The following is a 15,774-nucleotide window of genomic DNA, read 5'->3' as shown; positions in this document are numbered from 1 at the left end:
ATCCCTTGGTCAAATGAGAGTTAAAAATTGGTTGGCTAATGGTGACTAGAACTAGACTAGCCTACTGTATACCAATACGAAATAACTTCCAGTTATAGATAGGATCTAAATACGGGTCAAGTTATGCAGAAATGCGAACAAGTGCTATAAAGAAATAAAGAAGACTGATATCAGTCTTCTCTCATGGCATAAGCAATTGCTGCATCATTATAAAGTCCTCTTTACTTCGTCTAACTAATGGGTGTTCCTTCACTTCATGAACGAGTCGGGAAGCTTCTTTCACAGCTGTGCTGTATTGATCATGGGTAATGCGTCCCCACTCCAGAGCTTCTTCCAGCTCATCTTCATCCAAGAGGAAGATATGGCCCGATGGCAGCAGCACAACGTCCAAGTATAAGTCGTCGAAATAGGGGATGCCCCGATCATCCGTTCCGACCGGTTCACAAACATCCACGTACCACTGCATGACCTCCCCCTGTTCATCAAATACAGTCGTAATGGAATAATGCTCATGCAGGGGGAAATATTGCATCCAGCAATATCCTGTATCTACGAGCTTTATTCTCTTCCCGTCCATTGTCACTGTTAACGGCTGCCGCACCGCATTGAATTTAATCAGAGAGATGTAGCCTGTAAATTCCGGAGAATCTACTTCAGTTAGCGCGAACTGCTTGGACAAAATCCGTTTCCAATCGTAGCGATCTGCGTGTTTTCTCTTCATGTGGCAACCTTCCTCAGCTTGGATGCCGTCTCTTTATTTCCCATTTGTCGAGCACTGCAGTTCGTCACCTGTATCTGCAGATAGACAAGAGAGGCCCAGCTTCAAATTTCCTTTGCTACGATTATACCTTACTCGCAAGCGTTCGGCATGTGATATATTGTCATATCTCCTTATTTTCCGCAAGATGACCAGCTTATGTCGAGCAGAGACACATCATCCTCCAGCATTTCTCCATTTCGATGCTCCAGCTTGTGGCGAAGCAGTTCGTCTGCAGGCGGATACGGCAGGCTGTCCAATTCGGATAACCCATCGGTATACACCATCAGCCGAAAGGGTGCATTGCCTTCAATATGGTGGTGCAAGGTATGAGCTCTTCCGCCGATGAGACCACGATAGACTGACCACCGTTCTCCACTTGAGCTGGAAGTCTCGAACAGATTGCAGCTTTCTTGTCCATGCTGCCATAACCGACGTCGCCCGTCCCCATGCCATGCAAGCCATATTCGACTATACGGCTCTGTTTCATCCGTTCCATCAGTGCCATCAATCCGCCCGCAGGTGAACATCGCCTCGCTCCCGATTCGTTTCTTGTCTTCCAATACTTCCTTCACAAGTGGAGGGAGTCCCGAGGGAATCGGCAGCCCAGACATTTGCTCAGCTGCTGCATCACGTAGAGAATCTAGATAAGCATGCAAAGACTCGGCATTCAATTCAGACTGAACAGCAATCCAGTCCAATAGATGGGCACCTAGAAACCTCGCAGCAAAATCTCCTTGGTAGCTCAAACTGACCCCATCGCATAATACAAAGCTGAGCGAACCACCATCTATGCGAAAGGCCAAATAATCTTGATTGTTATCCTTATATTGCGCCGTCTCTCCCGCTCGTGCGTAAGCAAATCTACAGCGAAAAGAGGATTGCTCGATCGTCATTAACGGCTGATCCATCTGTTGGGAACAACGGTAGTGAAAGGATGTCAGACTCAATCGGATTCACCCTGCCTTTCTTACGTAATCCAAGCTGTATCGTTGTACAATAGGCATACGGAGATTGAATAGCTTCCTGCAATCTCTCCTCATTGTGAATTCCCTTCGTTAGGAATCAATTAACGCACAGGAGTAGCGGCAGACATTTGGAATCCGATCGAGACCAGCTCTGGACAATTTCCGGGCAGCATCATGTAGGCTCCTGATGAGAGGTGATAATCCGCCTCCACCAACATCTCACGATAGCTGTCCGGCAAGATCGAAGACATACTTCGCAGCTTCTGTGCATGTTCATCGGTAAGAATGGTATCCTGCACGATCCCCTTCCACCTGCGGGGTTCTTCAATTGGTGTATCCAACATGTGATCCGTAATAAATATATTCTCGATAAGCACATTGCCGTCCGGCACACTCATTTGCATAATCCGCCTAGCAATTGGCGCTGGATCATCCCCAGTAGCAACTCCGTCCGTCATATGGCAAATAAGCGGAGCAGGACAGTCCTGCATATGAGGCAGCTCGGCCTCCAGCAGTCTCTCTGCCTGAAGGAACGCCTTGGCTGCATCAGAGAAGCGAACCGGCGTCAAATCAGGTAATGCCCCCATGCTTGCAATCTCGTCAATTCCCTTGATGCCATTCAGCACATCATAGACATCGTCACTGTAGGCCAATATTGCAATGCGATAGCGCGGTGTCAGACGATTTCCCTTCGTAGAACGGAATACCATCTGTCGAATCGCTTGGGATAATGCGTCATATACTACATCGATTCGCCGTCTTCCGGCCATCGTCATATTCATGGAAGCACTGATATCAATTAAATAGATGAGAAGTGCAGGCGTGCGCTGTGAAGCCTGTATCGTGTAGTTCATCCGTCCAATTCACCTCATAGCATGTTATTTGAATCGTGCCTGGTCCACGCTAAATGTCAGGCAGCTGATAGGACGTATCATTCAAGAACTTATAAATATGTCCAGCCCTCGTCCCCACCTTGCCTACATTTTTGAAGTAGTCTGGGTCCTTTTCATACCGTTCTGTAAACTCTAACGCATACTTTGAAGCATTTTTCATATTATTTCTTGATAGTGCATTGTACGCTTTATTGTAAGAAGCAATTAGCAGTACCACGTCACGGTTGCGAACCTTCTTCAATTGAGCAGCTTTCTCCGCGGCCTGTGCGGCCTGTGCCGCTTCCAGCCGTTTGCGCTCCTGCTCGCGAGCCTGTTCTATTTTCAGCTGTTCATCCCGCTTCTTCTTCCACTCCACATACTTCTCATATTGCTCTTGTTGATCATACTGGGCCTGCAGGCGTTTCCGCTCCGCATCCTTCTTCTTCTGTTCCTCCAGCTTCTTGATGCGCTGCTGTTCTTCTATGCGCTTCTGCTCATCTTCCTTGCGTTGCTGTTCCTCTTGCTTGCGCGCTTCCTCCTTGAGCTGTTCTTCCTCACGAACCCTTTTTGCTTCTTCCTGCTTCCGTTCCTCTTCCGCCTTCAACTGTTGAGTCTTCGCGTCAAGCAGCGCTCGTTCTTCCGCAGCCTTCTTGACCGCATCTTCGTTCATCTGATTTACCACAAAAGCTCCACAGCCAAGCAATAGGAGGGCTGACGCTACACTAATGATCGCAATCGCTCGCTTCCCTAGCTTGACCTTAGACCGTGGCATTTGATCTGCTTCCCTTGCAAGCTTCTGCTCCAAGTCTTGAATCGCCGCAGCCAGCTCAATATGCATCGGACTTTCCTTCTCAACAAAATGATGAGCCGATCGGTACACTTCCAAGGCACTTTGCAGTTGATTTTGCTCTTCTAGTTCTCTGGCCTGCCGGAACAGGCGATTGACCACATCTGGATCAACATCAGCCCGAGCAGGAATAAGGGGGACGGATACTGCATCGGGTTGTACAGCAGAATTTTCTGTGTATCCTTCCGCCTCTTTATCTATCGCTTTATCCTCTGAACGCTGCTCATGAATCGCTTGCGTTCCTTCTGGCGCATTCTGCTGCTTAACGTCTATAACGATCTGTTCTTCCTCGGCTACGCCATTAAGCACAATCAACCATTCACCGAAGGTCGGACAACTGCTCAAATCCTGGCTTTCCCAAGCGCGTGAGAACAGATCCGATACTTTGCCGCCATATCGTTCTGTTAATACATGCTTCAATCCCTCATAACGCTCGCAGGAGGTTTGCATTTCACGTTGGTCGAAATAGCTCTCGCCCCATGCCTTATCCACGATCTGCTGAGATGACCAACCAAGCATCTCTGCAAGAAGAATGCTGCCTGCGAATCGATCTGCATATGCACTCCACATCCCTGTCAGCAGCGCACGATGTGCAGCATATCCTGGAGAGCCACTGAACAGCACATCCGGTCGATCCATCTTAGGACTATAGAGCTGCTCCACATCTACCAGTTCAATCGATGATGCCTTCGAACTCTGCTTAACTTCCGAGAAAAACGGAAGCATGACATTCGGCGCAGACAAATCGCAATGTGCCAGACCTCGCTGCTCCATACCGGAGCATACTCGTGCCAGCGATTTGGCAATCTGCAGGCTGTCTTGGCGTGTCAGCCGATTATGTTCTGCAACGATATCCAGCCACGTCGGGCCATGTATCCACGGCATTACCACTGCATAGAGCAAATCCGTGCTCTTCTGGATAAGTCCTCCGTTTTTCTCAGGGGTCAATACGTTCCGACTGCACACGCTTAGTCCTGGAAGCTCACTATAGGTATCGAGCAGCTCAGATTGATATACCATCGCAGGGATACGATACTTCGGATGGAACACTTTGAGCGCCTTTGCCTCTACAGCATCTCCTCGGGTTGGAAGCAGCTGATAGATGACACCCTGTCTGCCAGCCTGCGCATATACGAGGCCAGGAGCTGCCGGATGTTCGCCGAACCGATATTCGATATCTTGAATAATGATCGTATCTCCTGATTGTGGCTGAAATGACATAATTCCTATCCTCCCGAGATGATGCATCTGTATGATGTAAGAAAAACCGGGAGTGTCCTACGCCCGGCTTCCTCTTCGTATTCAAGTAAGAATTGAACGATTAGCGCTGTTCATCCACAGAGCGGAACTTCTGCGCAATAGCCTTCAATTCTTCGCTAATTGTGTTCAAGGTTTGAACGAAGGATTGCATCTGCTTGCTTGCTTCTTGGAATTCTTGGAAGAAGCGCTGTTTCGTCATCCCTTCCCATTGACCTTCCATTCCTTGAATAGCCTGTGTCAGGGTAGCTACGATCTGTTGACTCTGATCTCCACCCTGCTTGAATTGATTCGATACTTGATCAACCTGTTCCGGTGTAATTAAAATGCGACCTGCCATGTTTGTTCCTCCTTTTGGTAGACATAGACATTTGAACGACAAATAAATTATGCAAATATTTCTATTCATAATTGTACATGAAATCTATTACAAATTTAAAAGAGTCTGCAGTCCTAATTCTAAAATGTGGACTCCTGAGCCTGAGGAACGCTCTGAAGTACGAGTTGGAACTGCTCTTCTTCCACATCGGTATAGCCAACGTGGACAATCATTTCAATGTCTTCCTGATTGAACAAATAGGAGTAGTTCTCATCAATATACCCTTCAGGATATATGACTCCCAAATAGTCGAACAAACGGTTCGTAGTGATCTGCAGCTGTTTGCGGCCATATATCATTAATTTTTTGCTTCCTTCATGCAGCAGTACGATAGAGCCGAGTGGAAGCAATGCATCCTCTCCATTCCCAACATGTTGTTGTTCAGTTTGATTCCCCATAATTCATCCTTCCCTTTCTACTCTTGCATCCTACAATTCTTATCGAAGCTGCAAACGCGATGCGACGAGCTGATCATATTAACCAATGTACAAATAACATGAGCAGTATTCTGATCCTACAGAGCGATAAATAAATATCATAATATAGTTCCTATGTCATAAATTAGGTCAGTCTATTAGACCCGTTTTAATAGCTTCAACTAGGCAGCAGTTTACCTACTGAACCGAACATATCTGAAACCTTATTCACAACTTTGCCAGCAGCCTTCGTTGCACCGCTCTTCACCGCTTTAACGCCATCTTGAACGGCTTCAGTTGCCGCTTTCGTTCCACTCGCAACGGTATCAGTCATGGTATCCACCACAGTGTCAACGGCATCAACCGCATGGGTCTTGATAGACTTGCCGTTAATGGTTACCTCCGTAACCATAGAGATAGCAGCTCCTGTTGCTAACCCTACTCCTGCCCCTACAATAGTGCCGGCAACAGGAACGACTGAACCTACCCAGGCTCCCACGGCAGCACTCGCTGCCATGGTACCTACTCCGATTGATCCATTCACAACAGTACTGGCAGCTGCACGACTAGGGCCACCCTTCTCGTAATCCGTCATGACTGCGGTACCTGTATCGTATGCAAGCCCCGCATATCCAAGCTTGGCACTCCATCCCTTGATAGAGAGCGATTCCTTTGCTGCAACTACTGGATCAACGAATTTCCACACATTTGCATGATTCGCTGCATTCGATGCCGCATATCTCGTTCCTTGAATCCCCTCAGACAGTGCGAATTTCGATCTTGCACCGCTGATTGTCACGTAGCCGTCTCCACGAACATTCACATTGAACCCGCTCTTCGCCATATTGATCATGCGGTATCCGTCTTTGCCATAACCATACATTTCAGGAGTCGTTGGCTTCCAATTCCAACCGCCTGAACCTTTATCCTCTTGTGTGCCAATCGCCCGAACAACCGCATTTGGGTTCGATATGGCGCCTACCTGTGTCCCTAGAGCAGGGATAATCAGTGATGCCCCCCCAATCCCTATCGTTGAATATAATGACGCCGCCGAACCGATTTGATAGGCATGGCCTAGAATCGGGTGCGCTTGCTGATCAGCTGATTGGAACTGATCCGCCTTGGACTGAAGCTGCTGGCTTAAATCAAACAAAAGCGTATGTATTTGAGCCGATAACCGAGAAGCTTGCTGCCATTTTTCTCCGATCGCAGCCTTAATAGAAACCTCCCACTCCAGCGTCTGCAGAGAACGTTCCAATGACGATTGAATCGCATTCAATTGCTCCGCTGTTGCCTGCAACTGACGGCTCCCCTGACGAAGCGCATCCGGCGTTACGATAATGCGCACGATGTCACCTTCCTTCTTCTATAGAATGCTGGCGTTCCCACTCGATTAACAGGCCTTCAAGTTGTTCCTTTGTTGTTAATGTGGCAGTCAGCCAATCCTCATCACCTTTGGAGCTTTGCCGAATAAGCCAATTGCGGGAACCTCCGACGAGAAAAGCAGCTCCCTGTACATCCCAGCTTTTCTCATTCCACACAAGAAACAAGAGCTCCCCTTCTGCGGTACGATGCTTCAGCGAATGCGCCAGGGCCATTGCTCCCGCTTCCTCTCCATCGAAGGTCATTAGCTGACTTGTCATTTGCTCTACGGAAAGATCATCTGCATGCTCATAGAGTTTATGGAAATGCCTTTTGGACAGCATAACAGCAGCTATCTCGCTTTCCGGCTGATCAGCCCAGTTCATGCGGTTCACAATGACGGAACATGCCTCATTCGTCGAGTCATATTCTCGAAAGGAGCAAATTTCCGGTTGGAGCCGCTTCTGTGCTCGTTCGATGACTAATTCATTCGTAAAATGAAAATAGCCTTCGTATACTTCGCGATTAGGCCCCTCATCTGCTGCATTTGAAAACCGAACCCAGCAGGAGCGATTTGCCAATCCCGTTACCGCTACCGTTGAATAGACGTGAGATGGCATAGCCAGCTCTCTGCCTCCAGGCTCTTCCGTTAAGTATCCCTTGCGCAGCAGCGCAGCTTTGACCTTATTCCATTCTTCTGCAATTTCCTCAGTTAGATAGCCCCGAAATGGATCCTCGATCCCAAGCAAGCGATCAGATCCAATGATTCCAGCGAGAAAATACAATTCTTTTACATGAAGCTCAATACCGCTTCTGCCATCTTGCGCTTGTAGATATGGTTCGTTACTCGTCACCAATGTGTCCACCCCCCATCAGACCCGCACTTTCCAACGTTTATGTATATGTGTTGTCCATGCGGCCGGAGTCCATTTTTCATCGTAGGGTATTGCTGTCTTTATTTTTGTAAATTTGCGTCTAACAAAATATCCTTGACCAGGAGGAAGCACCTTCGACCCACTAGGTCCAGAAGACTGCGACTCTGAGATCGGGATTCGGAAGAAGGACAGATCATTCGCATCAATCGTCCCAAATAAAAATCCCGCTTGCGATGCTTTTACATCGTTAAACCAGTCCACCCCGAAGGTTGGAAAATCAGACGGAACCCCTGCCAATACGAGATGTACCCCTTTATCCCGACCTTGGCGTACGATCGCAGACAGTTGATCTTTGACCGTGTAATCTGTGAGCTGCTTGCACAGCATATCTGCATCATCCATAACCAGCAGTAGGATTGGATCCCCTCCATCCTTACTCCGGGACGAGACCTGATCATATACTTGCTGAATGAATCCAGGAATTCGCTCTTCCTCTGTTACAATCTCCCTTACATGAGGCAAGTCTCTTAGCGAAGCAACGCCATTGTCCCCATATCGAACATCAATCGCATAGATATGCAAACGTTCTGGAGACATATGATAAGCCAAAGACAGCATCCAGCTCGTAAGGAATGAGGTCTTGCCGCTCTCCATAGGACTTGCGACGACGAAGTGAGGACCTTCCTTCAAATTGACCAGATATGGCTCCAAATCATCTGTGCGCACGCCAACAGGCACGGGTTGCAACCGTTCCGAGCATTGCAGCTGTTCCGCTTCTATGATCTCACTTTCCTCGTATGAATCGTCGTGCAGCTTCAGCAGTTCACTAAGACGCACACGCTCAGGCAAGCTGCGAATGAGTGGGGCTGCAGCCCCTTGCCAGGAATTGTGCATCAATCGAATCTGTGAACGCAACTGAAGAACACGTTCTACATCATTGTTCCCATCCGCAGGATAAGCAGTCTGGAATTCGATCGGTACCCCGTTATGCTTAATGAGTCCGCGACCTGCCTGCAGCCGCGCCGGCGTTCTAGCCGGTCTGCCCACAGCAAAGTAATAGTCGCTTGGATCAGCTAATTCATACGAAATCGCATTCGATATATTGCTACGGAATTTGTCAAAAATATCGGTTACGCGATTGGCTGTAATCACGAATGAAATGGCCAAGCTGCCGCCTTCTCGAAGCAAATATTCCAAACATTCATTCTCATCCGGATAGGAAGTTCGGAAATTCAAATACCCGTCAATGATAACAACAATATTCGGCACCGAAAGCTGTGTTACCTGCCGATAAGAAGCAATCGTCTTGACGCCGGCTTCGGACAACATCTCTGTTCGTTCCTTCACCTTCGCAAGAAGATAGCGGAACAGCCGCTTGAGTCTATCTTCATCCTCACCTGCAATTACCGCGCCCACATGAGGCAAGTCAGCATAATCCTTCAGCATACGCCCCATATCCACAACATAGCCGTGCCAGACATCAGGTTCATACTGCTCAGCGAGAGACATGAGAAGTGTCTGTACAAATGTTGTCTTTCCCGTTCCCGGCATTCCGTATACTGCCCAATGTTCATGATCCATTTCGATGCCAAGCGGCTCCTGCCGTTGGTTCATGACGTCATCCAGCAAGCCTACAATTGGTTGTATTCCCTTAAAATCACCGGAAACACCTGACAACGTCCGTGTACGCTTGAACAATTCACTGCGACCTAGCTCTTGTGGCAGCGGGGCGAGCCATGGCCCTTGCAATCGATTAATTCCCTCACAACATGCCGCCTCGGCAACAGCATCAATGAATACTTGAAGCTGCTTCAGCTGATCTTGCTCATCATAGGCCGACAATAGTGTATCACTAGGCAGCAAAGCCTCCATCTTCCCGTTCAGACGAACCTCGCTCACTTCAATTCGCAGCGGCTGACCTTCCTGACGCTTTACCAGATAAGGTGCACCGCTCCATGCGAATTGCATCTCCTCGAACACTTCGTCACTGCCCACCTGAAAATACCCGCGCCCTGGATGCGTAATCCAAGCTGCATTCGGAATTTTGAGCATATCCCGACTATCGCCTTCACTCTGAACACGAAGGCAGATGCGGAATCGTGTATTGCTCCATATCTTCTCATCCACTACCCCGGCAGGCTTCTGAGTCGCCAGCAGCAAGTGAACACCTAATGTACGTCCAATAGCTGCTATACTGATCAACTCATCCATGAATTCTGGCTGATCCTTCTTAAGCTGAGCAAATTCATCAATGATGATGATCAAGTGAGGCAGCGGATTCTGATAGCGAAGCGGCGACTTGTAATACTCGTCAATATGCTGCATGTTTCCCGCATCATTCAAGATGTGTTGTCTGCGAATCAGCTCAGCACGAAGCGATACCTGTGCACGTTCGATCAGGCTCTCGTCTAGATTCGTAATGGTTCCTACGACATGAGGAAGTTTCTCGAACGTATTAGACATTCCTCCGCCCTTGTAGTCGATCAGCATGAAGGCCACATCATGAGGGTGGTATTCAGCTGCCAGTGAAGCAATTAGCGATTGAATAACCTCACTTTTGCCTGAGCCTGTTGTTCCTGCGAGAAGTCCATGTGGACCGTGTCCCTTGCGTTCAATCTTGTCATGGAGATTCAAGGACACCAGCTTGCCACCAGCACGCACACCTACGGGCACTGGCAATGTATCTGGATATCGATTTCGATTCCAGCGTTCCACCAGCTTCAATTGATCTACTTGTTCTACACCGAACATATCGAACAACGTTAGAACGGGTGGAAGATCTGAAGCAGCCGAACGCTTCAAGCGAATCGGCGCCATATATCTTGCCAGCGTATCGATCTTATCAGCAGATAAATGATCCATATGGAAGGAATGCTGAACGATCCCCTCCTGATCCGTTTTTTGCGTAGATACAGCAGTATCTGCACCGACTTCGACAATAAGGCGGCATTGCATCGGAAGCCGCTCCTTGCGATCAGACAGCACTAGGGTACAGCTGTCCACTCGGCTCGCTTCTTCTAATAGAAGAGGATATAGCGGCTCTTCCTCGATCATTTGGCTATCCTGCAGCAGAACAACATAAATGGGAAGCTGCTTCTTCTTCTCGCCTGTCGTCTGGAAACTCTTGCGACGATTTAGAATTCCATACAATTGATCAGCCAATTGATGTGCCGTACTACGCCGATCAGCCAAATAACGCTGTGTACGATCATCATTCCATGTATGCGGAAGCCATCGCAGCCAGCCCCAATTCTCTGCTTCCTGCTCATCGTAGAGCGCAGCTAGCTTCACCTCATCAGGCGAATGCCTTGTCGTCAGCTGAGCAATCACAATCCGCACTGCTTCCATAACGGAATGTTTGTCTCCAACGATTCCGACTACCTTCGACTCATACAACGGCAAGGTAATTGGAACCTCATCTACTGTGCGAGAATCTTGTTCGAGCTTATGAGCCGCTTCGATAAGCGGATCCTTCTCGTAGCCATCGGTTCGCGGAGTAATGATTGGCATATAAAAAGGCACTTCTCCGGTGCCAATGCGAACATCCATAAAATCAACATCAAAAGGCCCGCGTTCCCACAGGCTGCTGTTGCGATTTTTCACAATTTGATGGCACACATCTGGATCACCATGAATCGCATACATCGCTGCTCGCTGCTCGTGCTGCTTCTCGATAATCTCCAGACGATGCTTCTCCAATTGGGCCAGATACATCTGACTTCGTTCCGCCTGCTTGCGCACGTACTGTCTTTTGTTGCTCAAATACAAGAAAAATGGAAGCGTATAGGACATAAGCATCATCGAGATGGTAATCATTTGAAACATCATATAGTTACTATTGCCCATCTTCCCTGACATGGACATATATATGTAGAAACCGATACTGACCAAGGTCATCACAATCGGAATAATCAGTGTAACGATAGAGAACGTCGGACGCGACGGTTCAGCAGGAGGCCGTAATATCTCAAGCTTCTCCTCTGGTAATTCCGGCTTAATGCGAGGCGATCTCTGATACATCACGTTCACATTGAACAACTCCTCGTCTCGTTCCTCTTGTCACGACTACTCAGTATGTTCATCAGCCTCATCGAGTTGGAACAATGCTCGGCGACCAAACGATGGTACTGAATCTGTAGTCGTGGAGAACGCTCGCTGTACACGAATGTATGCCCCTTCACGGACACCTGCCTCCAGCAAACGCTGCTGCTCAGGAACAGTACTCCATAATCCTTCTGGCTGCTTGACTTCCAAAATATATTGCATATGATTCTTCGGTGGTTCTCCGAATAGCTTCAGTCCAAGTATTGCCTTCAACTGAACTACTGTACAATCATCCGCTACATCAATATCGAACCACTCACGGCCTTGTCTTCCAAAAGAGACGGTAAGTATCATAAGCTAAGGCACCTCTCACACCAGCACGTAGTGATAAGTCAACTCTAGCACCATTTGACTATTATTGTCAATTTATGTGAAATCACACTCTATTAATTCGTTATTCCTACCAAATTTACTCCAAATCTATTACTTCTCTGTTTAGTATATATTGGGATCACACAATTACAATAAGCCCAAAGACGGGGTTTAACCCCAGAATATCCCTCAAATAGACTGGTAATAGAGATTCATAGTGGACCTCTCTAAGTGTTGATATTGTGCAATTAACTGCTCCGCCTTCTGCTGAATCAACTCTATAATCTCTGGAGGTTCGATGACATGCGCATCTGTCCCCATTCCAAACAGAATGTCCGCCAAATAGCCTACCTCAGTCGCCGCGATCACGTGATTGATCACACCCGTCCCATCTTCGCGCACAGTCAGCGACTTATCCAACCATGGATCGGCTTGACATTTCCGAACCCCAAGCTTCGTCAATTCCACATAAATGGCAACAACATCGTCCTTCAGTTGGGGAGGCTCGAACCACTCTTCCAAGCTCATTAGCTCTAACATAGGTACTGTATGCTGCTCAACCTCGATCACTTCAAGCATGCAATCCGCACGGAACAACCGATACCCTTTCCGCTCCATACAGTAGGCTGGGCAATACCAATAGCCATTATGGGCATATATGCCGATTGGAACGATATCGCGCAATTCCTCTCCTCTGATGGAAGCATAACGGATCTGGATCACCTTATTGTCGAGCGAAGCATGCAGCAATTGCTGCAAATGCGGTATATCCTGTTCACGAGGAGGAACCCAAAATCGTACACAGCGCTTCATCGCGTCGATTTGCTTTTGTGTATGTGGAGACAGCACCTGATAGAACTTCGATAATGCCCTCGTGGCATCCTTGCCAAATGGGATTGTCTTATATTCTTGCAGCAGCTGAACGGCGAAAAAGATAGCAAACGCCTCCTGCTCCAGAAATGTCAGCGGCGGAAGCAGCTTCTCCTTCAACAAACGAAACCCGCCTCTAGGTCCATACTCCGTATATAGAGGAACACCAAGCTCTTCTAATTGGCGCAAATCCCGCAATATTGTCCGTACGGATACACCACTTTCTTCCGCCAGCTCACGCGCGGTAAACTGCTGCTTCTTGTTCACAATCATCATCAACTCAATGAGTCGCTGGGATTTGTTCATGCCCAAGACTCCCCCCTCCCCCTATCGTAAAACGATTTCATAACTATGACATGATTTGTCATGGTTAGATAGTACAGTATGAGTAGTACGAGATACAAGGAGGAAATAGAATGATACGAAAAATGGAATGTGCCGCATTATATACTGCCAACATAGAGGAATCCGTTGCTGTCTACACCGCAATTGGGTTAAAAGAGAGTTGGACGATCACACGCCCTCTTCCAAATGGGGAACCATGGACAATTGTGGGGTTGTCTTTCCCAGATGAACGCAGCTCAGAGCTTGTGCTGCAGGACAACCCTGAGTTGAAAGAAATCGATATCGAACTTCTCGTTGATGATGTACGAGAGACGTATGCGAAGCTGCAAGAACGGACTGATATTCATTGGATTCGAGAACCGTTCCCTACCGAATCTGGACACGTTGCCGTCATGGAAGCTCCAGATCACAACGTGTTCGTTCTAGTTGGCAAATAGTGAAGAATATTGAGGATGGGATTGCGGTGTACATGCATCTCTCTCTATCAATTTGCTGTAGCGGAACCGTTCAGGGGGCAGCATCTATTGCGACAAATGCTGGATACCTTAGCTCCTCATCCGATAGAATCAGCCTGCCCTATTCAGTCTAGCTTCAATGGATACTATGAGCATAATGGATGGAAGCTGGAAGGTTCGAGTGAAACCCGCAATCGTTGGGTTCTCTACGTCTAGATGAACAAAGAGAAAAGGGGGAAGGATGCATATTCACTCCTTCCCCCTGTATTCACGGTTTGATGCTAGACAGCCTTAGTTAGCCAAGTATCCCTTCTCCACCGAACTGCGGATGAGTTCTTCCGCTAGCTTCCCCAGTTCTGGAGCTCCATCTCGGATGGCTTGAATCCGCGCCAACACTTGCTCACTCGTTACCTTATGCTCTTTCCACGACTTGCCTTCTGTCACATAGTTGTGAAGCAGCGGCTGCAAACGATCAAGTGCAACGGCAAATTGTGCTTCCGGTGTCTGACGCTGCTCATATTCCGTCCATAATTGGGTTAGCGCCAGTTTCTGATCCTCTGGCAAGATGCCAAACAACCGCTTGGCCGCCTTGGACTCGCGCTCGAACTTGCTTGCATTGCCTTCAGCGTCATATGCAAAGGTATCCCCTGCATCAATCTCGACCACATCATGAATAATTAACATTTTGAACACACGGAGCAAATTCATATTGCGTTCACTTGTATATTCGTGCAGCAGCATTGCCATCGCTGTCAAATGCCATGTGTGCTCGGCATCATTCTCATGGCGGCTTCCATCAAGCAAATACGAACGACGAAACACCTTCTTTAATTTATCCAATTCCTTCACAAATTCAAGTTGCTTCATTAATCTTTCATTTATGCCCGCCATGAACGTCATTCCCCTTCGTCATCCTTACGCTATCCGTGCAGGATTCCCCTGCTGCAGATGCTTCTACATCTCATTATCTCACAGCCATCCGAAATTGCATAATGGCAAAAAACACGATAATCATTGACCTATCTCGTCATTTCTCAAATATTTCCTAGTTCTTAAGAGGTAGTGGAACTATAATAGAATCGATCCATAATACCTATGCGAATAGAAAGGGGTTACCACGATGAAACGTGTAAGATGGAGTAAGCTGATAGCCGTAAGTACTGCTTGTATCGTTGCGATGACGACATTTTCATCGATCTCAATCGCACACCCTGGCCGAACAGATAGCAACGGGGGTCATACGTGTAGAACGAATTGCGAAAAATGGGGATTGGAGTATGGGGAATACCACTATCACAATGGTGGATCTAAGTCTTCTTCTAAGAAGAGTTCGTCGTCCAAATCATCCAACTCTTCCAAATCTTCATCATCTAGTAAATCAACAACAAAAAACAAAAACAACGCTAAACCTGGTAACACAACTAATAAACAGGCAAAAGAAAACAAACCTATCGTCACGGAAGTAGCAGCTGCCATCACTCTTAACAAGGAAGCAACTAAACTGCCTATTCAGGCTGTACGCCATGACAGCCAGCTTATGCTTCCACTTATCGATACCTTAAAGGCACTACAAGCAAACTATTCGGTTAAAGACAACAAAATCTACATATCTTCAGCGAAACGGCAAGTGATTGTCCCAATTAAGCATAACCATTACACCTTCTCCATTGACGGAACGATTAATAAACTTACGGCTCCCATGATTGTATACAAAGGCAAGTTCATGGTTCCACTTCAGTTGCTTCGTGATGCATTGCCAAGCACTGTGGAATGGAATGAGTCAGAGAAAACAATAAATATCTCCCTTTAGAAAAAGTAACAGCCCCAAAGATATCGCATCCGACGCAGCTGCATGGATTGTGACTATTCTTTGGGGCTGTCTGTGTATGAAATTAGAATTAATATCCATCCTGAATTTCTAGTAATCCCTTCACCCTGCCGACTTCGGGATCTGT

At 47.5% G+C, this 15,774-nt stretch carries 15 protein-coding genes; 3 read left to right on the top strand and 12 right to left on the bottom strand.

The window, feature by feature from the left end; genetic code table 11:
• Window positions 1-181: 181 nt before the first annotated feature.
• The 11 genes from BLS15_RS04510 to BLS15_RS04460 form a co-directional block, all read right to left on the bottom strand.
• Entirely contained in the window at window positions 182-721 is a 540-nt protein-coding gene (locus tag BLS15_RS04510; protein WP_021253112.1) for a DUF402 domain-containing protein, read from the bottom strand.
• Between the two features lie 170 nt (window positions 722-891).
• Window positions 892-1,707 (bottom strand): hypothetical protein, encoded by an 816-nt coding sequence (locus BLS15_RS04505; protein WP_139170640.1) that lies wholly within the window; start codon window positions 1,705-1,707, stop codon window positions 892-894.
• A 119-nt stretch (window positions 1,708-1,826) separates the two neighbouring features.
• On the bottom strand, window positions 1,827-2,579 hold the full coding sequence (locus tag BLS15_RS04500; protein WP_028533176.1) for a vWA domain-containing protein: 753 nt from the start codon (window positions 2,577-2,579) through the stop codon (window positions 1,827-1,829).
• 49 nt (window positions 2,580-2,628) lie between these two features.
• Window positions 2,629-4,665 carry a hypothetical protein gene (locus BLS15_RS04495; RefSeq protein WP_090510247.1) on the bottom strand — a complete coding sequence of 679 codons (2,037 nt, stop codon included), beginning with the start codon at window positions 4,663-4,665 and terminating at the stop codon, window positions 2,629-2,631.
• Window positions 4,666-4,765: 100 nt separating this feature from the next.
• Window positions 4,766-5,041: a WXG100 family type VII secretion target gene (locus BLS15_RS04490; RefSeq protein WP_021253116.1), complete on the bottom strand. Its 276-nt coding sequence runs from the start codon at window positions 5,039-5,041 to the stop codon at window positions 4,766-4,768.
• A 119-nt stretch (window positions 5,042-5,160) separates the two neighbouring features.
• Window positions 5,161-5,478 (bottom strand): DUF4176 domain-containing protein, encoded by a 318-nt coding sequence (locus BLS15_RS04485; protein ID WP_021253117.1) that lies wholly within the window; start codon window positions 5,476-5,478, stop codon window positions 5,161-5,163.
• 196 nt (window positions 5,479-5,674) lie between these two features.
• Window positions 5,675-6,844, bottom strand: a complete 1,170-nt coding sequence (locus BLS15_RS04480; protein ID WP_021253118.1) for a WXG100 family type VII secretion target — start codon at window positions 6,842-6,844, stop codon at window positions 5,675-5,677.
• A gap of 4 nt (window positions 6,845-6,848) precedes the next feature.
• Window positions 6,849-7,712 (bottom strand): hypothetical protein, encoded by an 864-nt coding sequence (locus BLS15_RS04475; protein WP_051614169.1) that lies wholly within the window; start codon window positions 7,710-7,712, stop codon window positions 6,849-6,851.
• Window positions 7,713-7,730: 18 nt separating this feature from the next.
• A complete protein-coding gene (gene essC / locus BLS15_RS04470) occupies window positions 7,731-11,762 on the bottom strand; it encodes a type VII secretion protein EssC (RefSeq protein ID WP_090510243.1) in 4,032 nt (1,343 codons plus the stop codon).
• Window positions 11,763-11,798: 36 nt separating this feature from the next.
• Window positions 11,799-12,131, bottom strand: coding sequence for a hypothetical protein (locus BLS15_RS04465; RefSeq protein WP_028533181.1), 333 nt, complete (start codon window positions 12,129-12,131; stop codon window positions 11,799-11,801).
• Between the two features lie 207 nt (window positions 12,132-12,338).
• Entirely contained in the window at window positions 12,339-13,325 is a 987-nt protein-coding gene (locus tag BLS15_RS04460) for a helix-turn-helix transcriptional regulator (protein ID WP_028533182.1), read from the bottom strand.
• Between the two features lie 110 nt (window positions 13,326-13,435).
• Between BLS15_RS04460 and BLS15_RS04455 the strand changes: the two genes are divergently transcribed.
• Window positions 13,436-13,801 (top strand): VOC family protein, encoded by a 366-nt coding sequence (locus BLS15_RS04455; RefSeq protein ID WP_028533183.1) that lies wholly within the window; start codon window positions 13,436-13,438, stop codon window positions 13,799-13,801.
• An 87-nt stretch (window positions 13,802-13,888) separates the two neighbouring features.
• Window positions 13,889-14,035 carry a hypothetical protein gene (locus tag BLS15_RS28865; protein WP_175460717.1) on the top strand — a complete coding sequence of 49 codons (147 nt, stop codon included), beginning with the start codon at window positions 13,889-13,891 and terminating at the stop codon, window positions 14,033-14,035.
• A gap of 75 nt (window positions 14,036-14,110) precedes the next feature.
• On the opposite strand, the gene BLS15_RS04445 is transcribed toward BLS15_RS28865, so the two are convergent.
• The gene (locus BLS15_RS04445; RefSeq protein ID WP_021253124.1) at window positions 14,111-14,710 is read right to left on the bottom strand and encodes an HD domain-containing protein; all 600 of its coding nucleotides are present in this window, start codon (window positions 14,708-14,710) and stop codon (window positions 14,111-14,113) included.
• A gap of 229 nt (window positions 14,711-14,939) precedes the next feature.
• Between BLS15_RS04445 and BLS15_RS04440 the strand changes: the two genes are divergently transcribed.
• Complete coding sequence (locus tag BLS15_RS04440; RefSeq protein WP_051614154.1) at window positions 14,940-15,629, top strand: copper amine oxidase N-terminal domain-containing protein; 690 nt, start codon at window positions 14,940-14,942, stop codon at window positions 15,627-15,629.
• The last annotated feature ends 145 nt before the right edge of the window (window positions 15,630-15,774 follow it).

It is taken from the genome of Paenibacillus sp. cl6col (assembly GCF_900102125.1).
GTDB lineage: Bacteria > Bacillota > Bacilli > Paenibacillales > Paenibacillaceae > Paenibacillus_B > Paenibacillus_B suaedae.
This window is presented reverse-complemented; position numbering and strand designations above follow the sequence as displayed.

What these genes read in the sequence shown, in the direction of transcription:
- BLS15_RS04510 (WP_021253112.1), bottom strand. Translation starts at nt 721, where the DNA reads ATGAAGAGAAAACACGCAGATCGCTACGATTGGAAACGGATTTTGTCC.
- BLS15_RS04500 (WP_028533176.1), bottom strand. Translation starts at nt 2,579, where the DNA reads ATGAACTACACGATACAGGCTTCACAGCGCACGCCTGCACTTCTCATC.
- BLS15_RS04495 (WP_090510247.1), bottom strand. Translation starts at nt 4,665, where the DNA reads ATGTCATTTCAGCCACAATCAGGAGATACGATCATTATTCAAGATATC.
- BLS15_RS04490 (WP_021253116.1), bottom strand. Translation starts at nt 5,041, where the DNA reads ATGGCAGGTCGCATTTTAATTACACCGGAACAGGTTGATCAAGTATCG.
- BLS15_RS04485 (WP_021253117.1), bottom strand. Translation starts at nt 5,478, where the DNA reads ATGGGGAATCAAACTGAACAACAACATGTTGGGAATGGAGAGGATGCA.
- BLS15_RS04465 (WP_028533181.1), bottom strand. Translation starts at nt 12,131, where the DNA reads ATGATACTTACCGTCTCTTTTGGAAGACAAGGCCGTGAGTGGTTCGAT.
- BLS15_RS04460 (WP_028533182.1), bottom strand. Translation starts at nt 13,325, where the DNA reads ATGAACAAATCCCAGCGACTCATTGAGTTGATGATGATTGTGAACAAG.
- BLS15_RS04455 (WP_028533183.1), top strand. Translation starts at nt 13,436, where the DNA reads ATGATACGAAAAATGGAATGTGCCGCATTATATACTGCCAACATAGAG.
- BLS15_RS04445 (WP_021253124.1), bottom strand. Translation starts at nt 14,710, where the DNA reads ATGGCGGGCATAAATGAAAGATTAATGAAGCAACTTGAATTTGTGAAG.
- BLS15_RS04440 (WP_051614154.1), top strand. Translation starts at nt 14,940, where the DNA reads ATGAAACGTGTAAGATGGAGTAAGCTGATAGCCGTAAGTACTGCTTGT.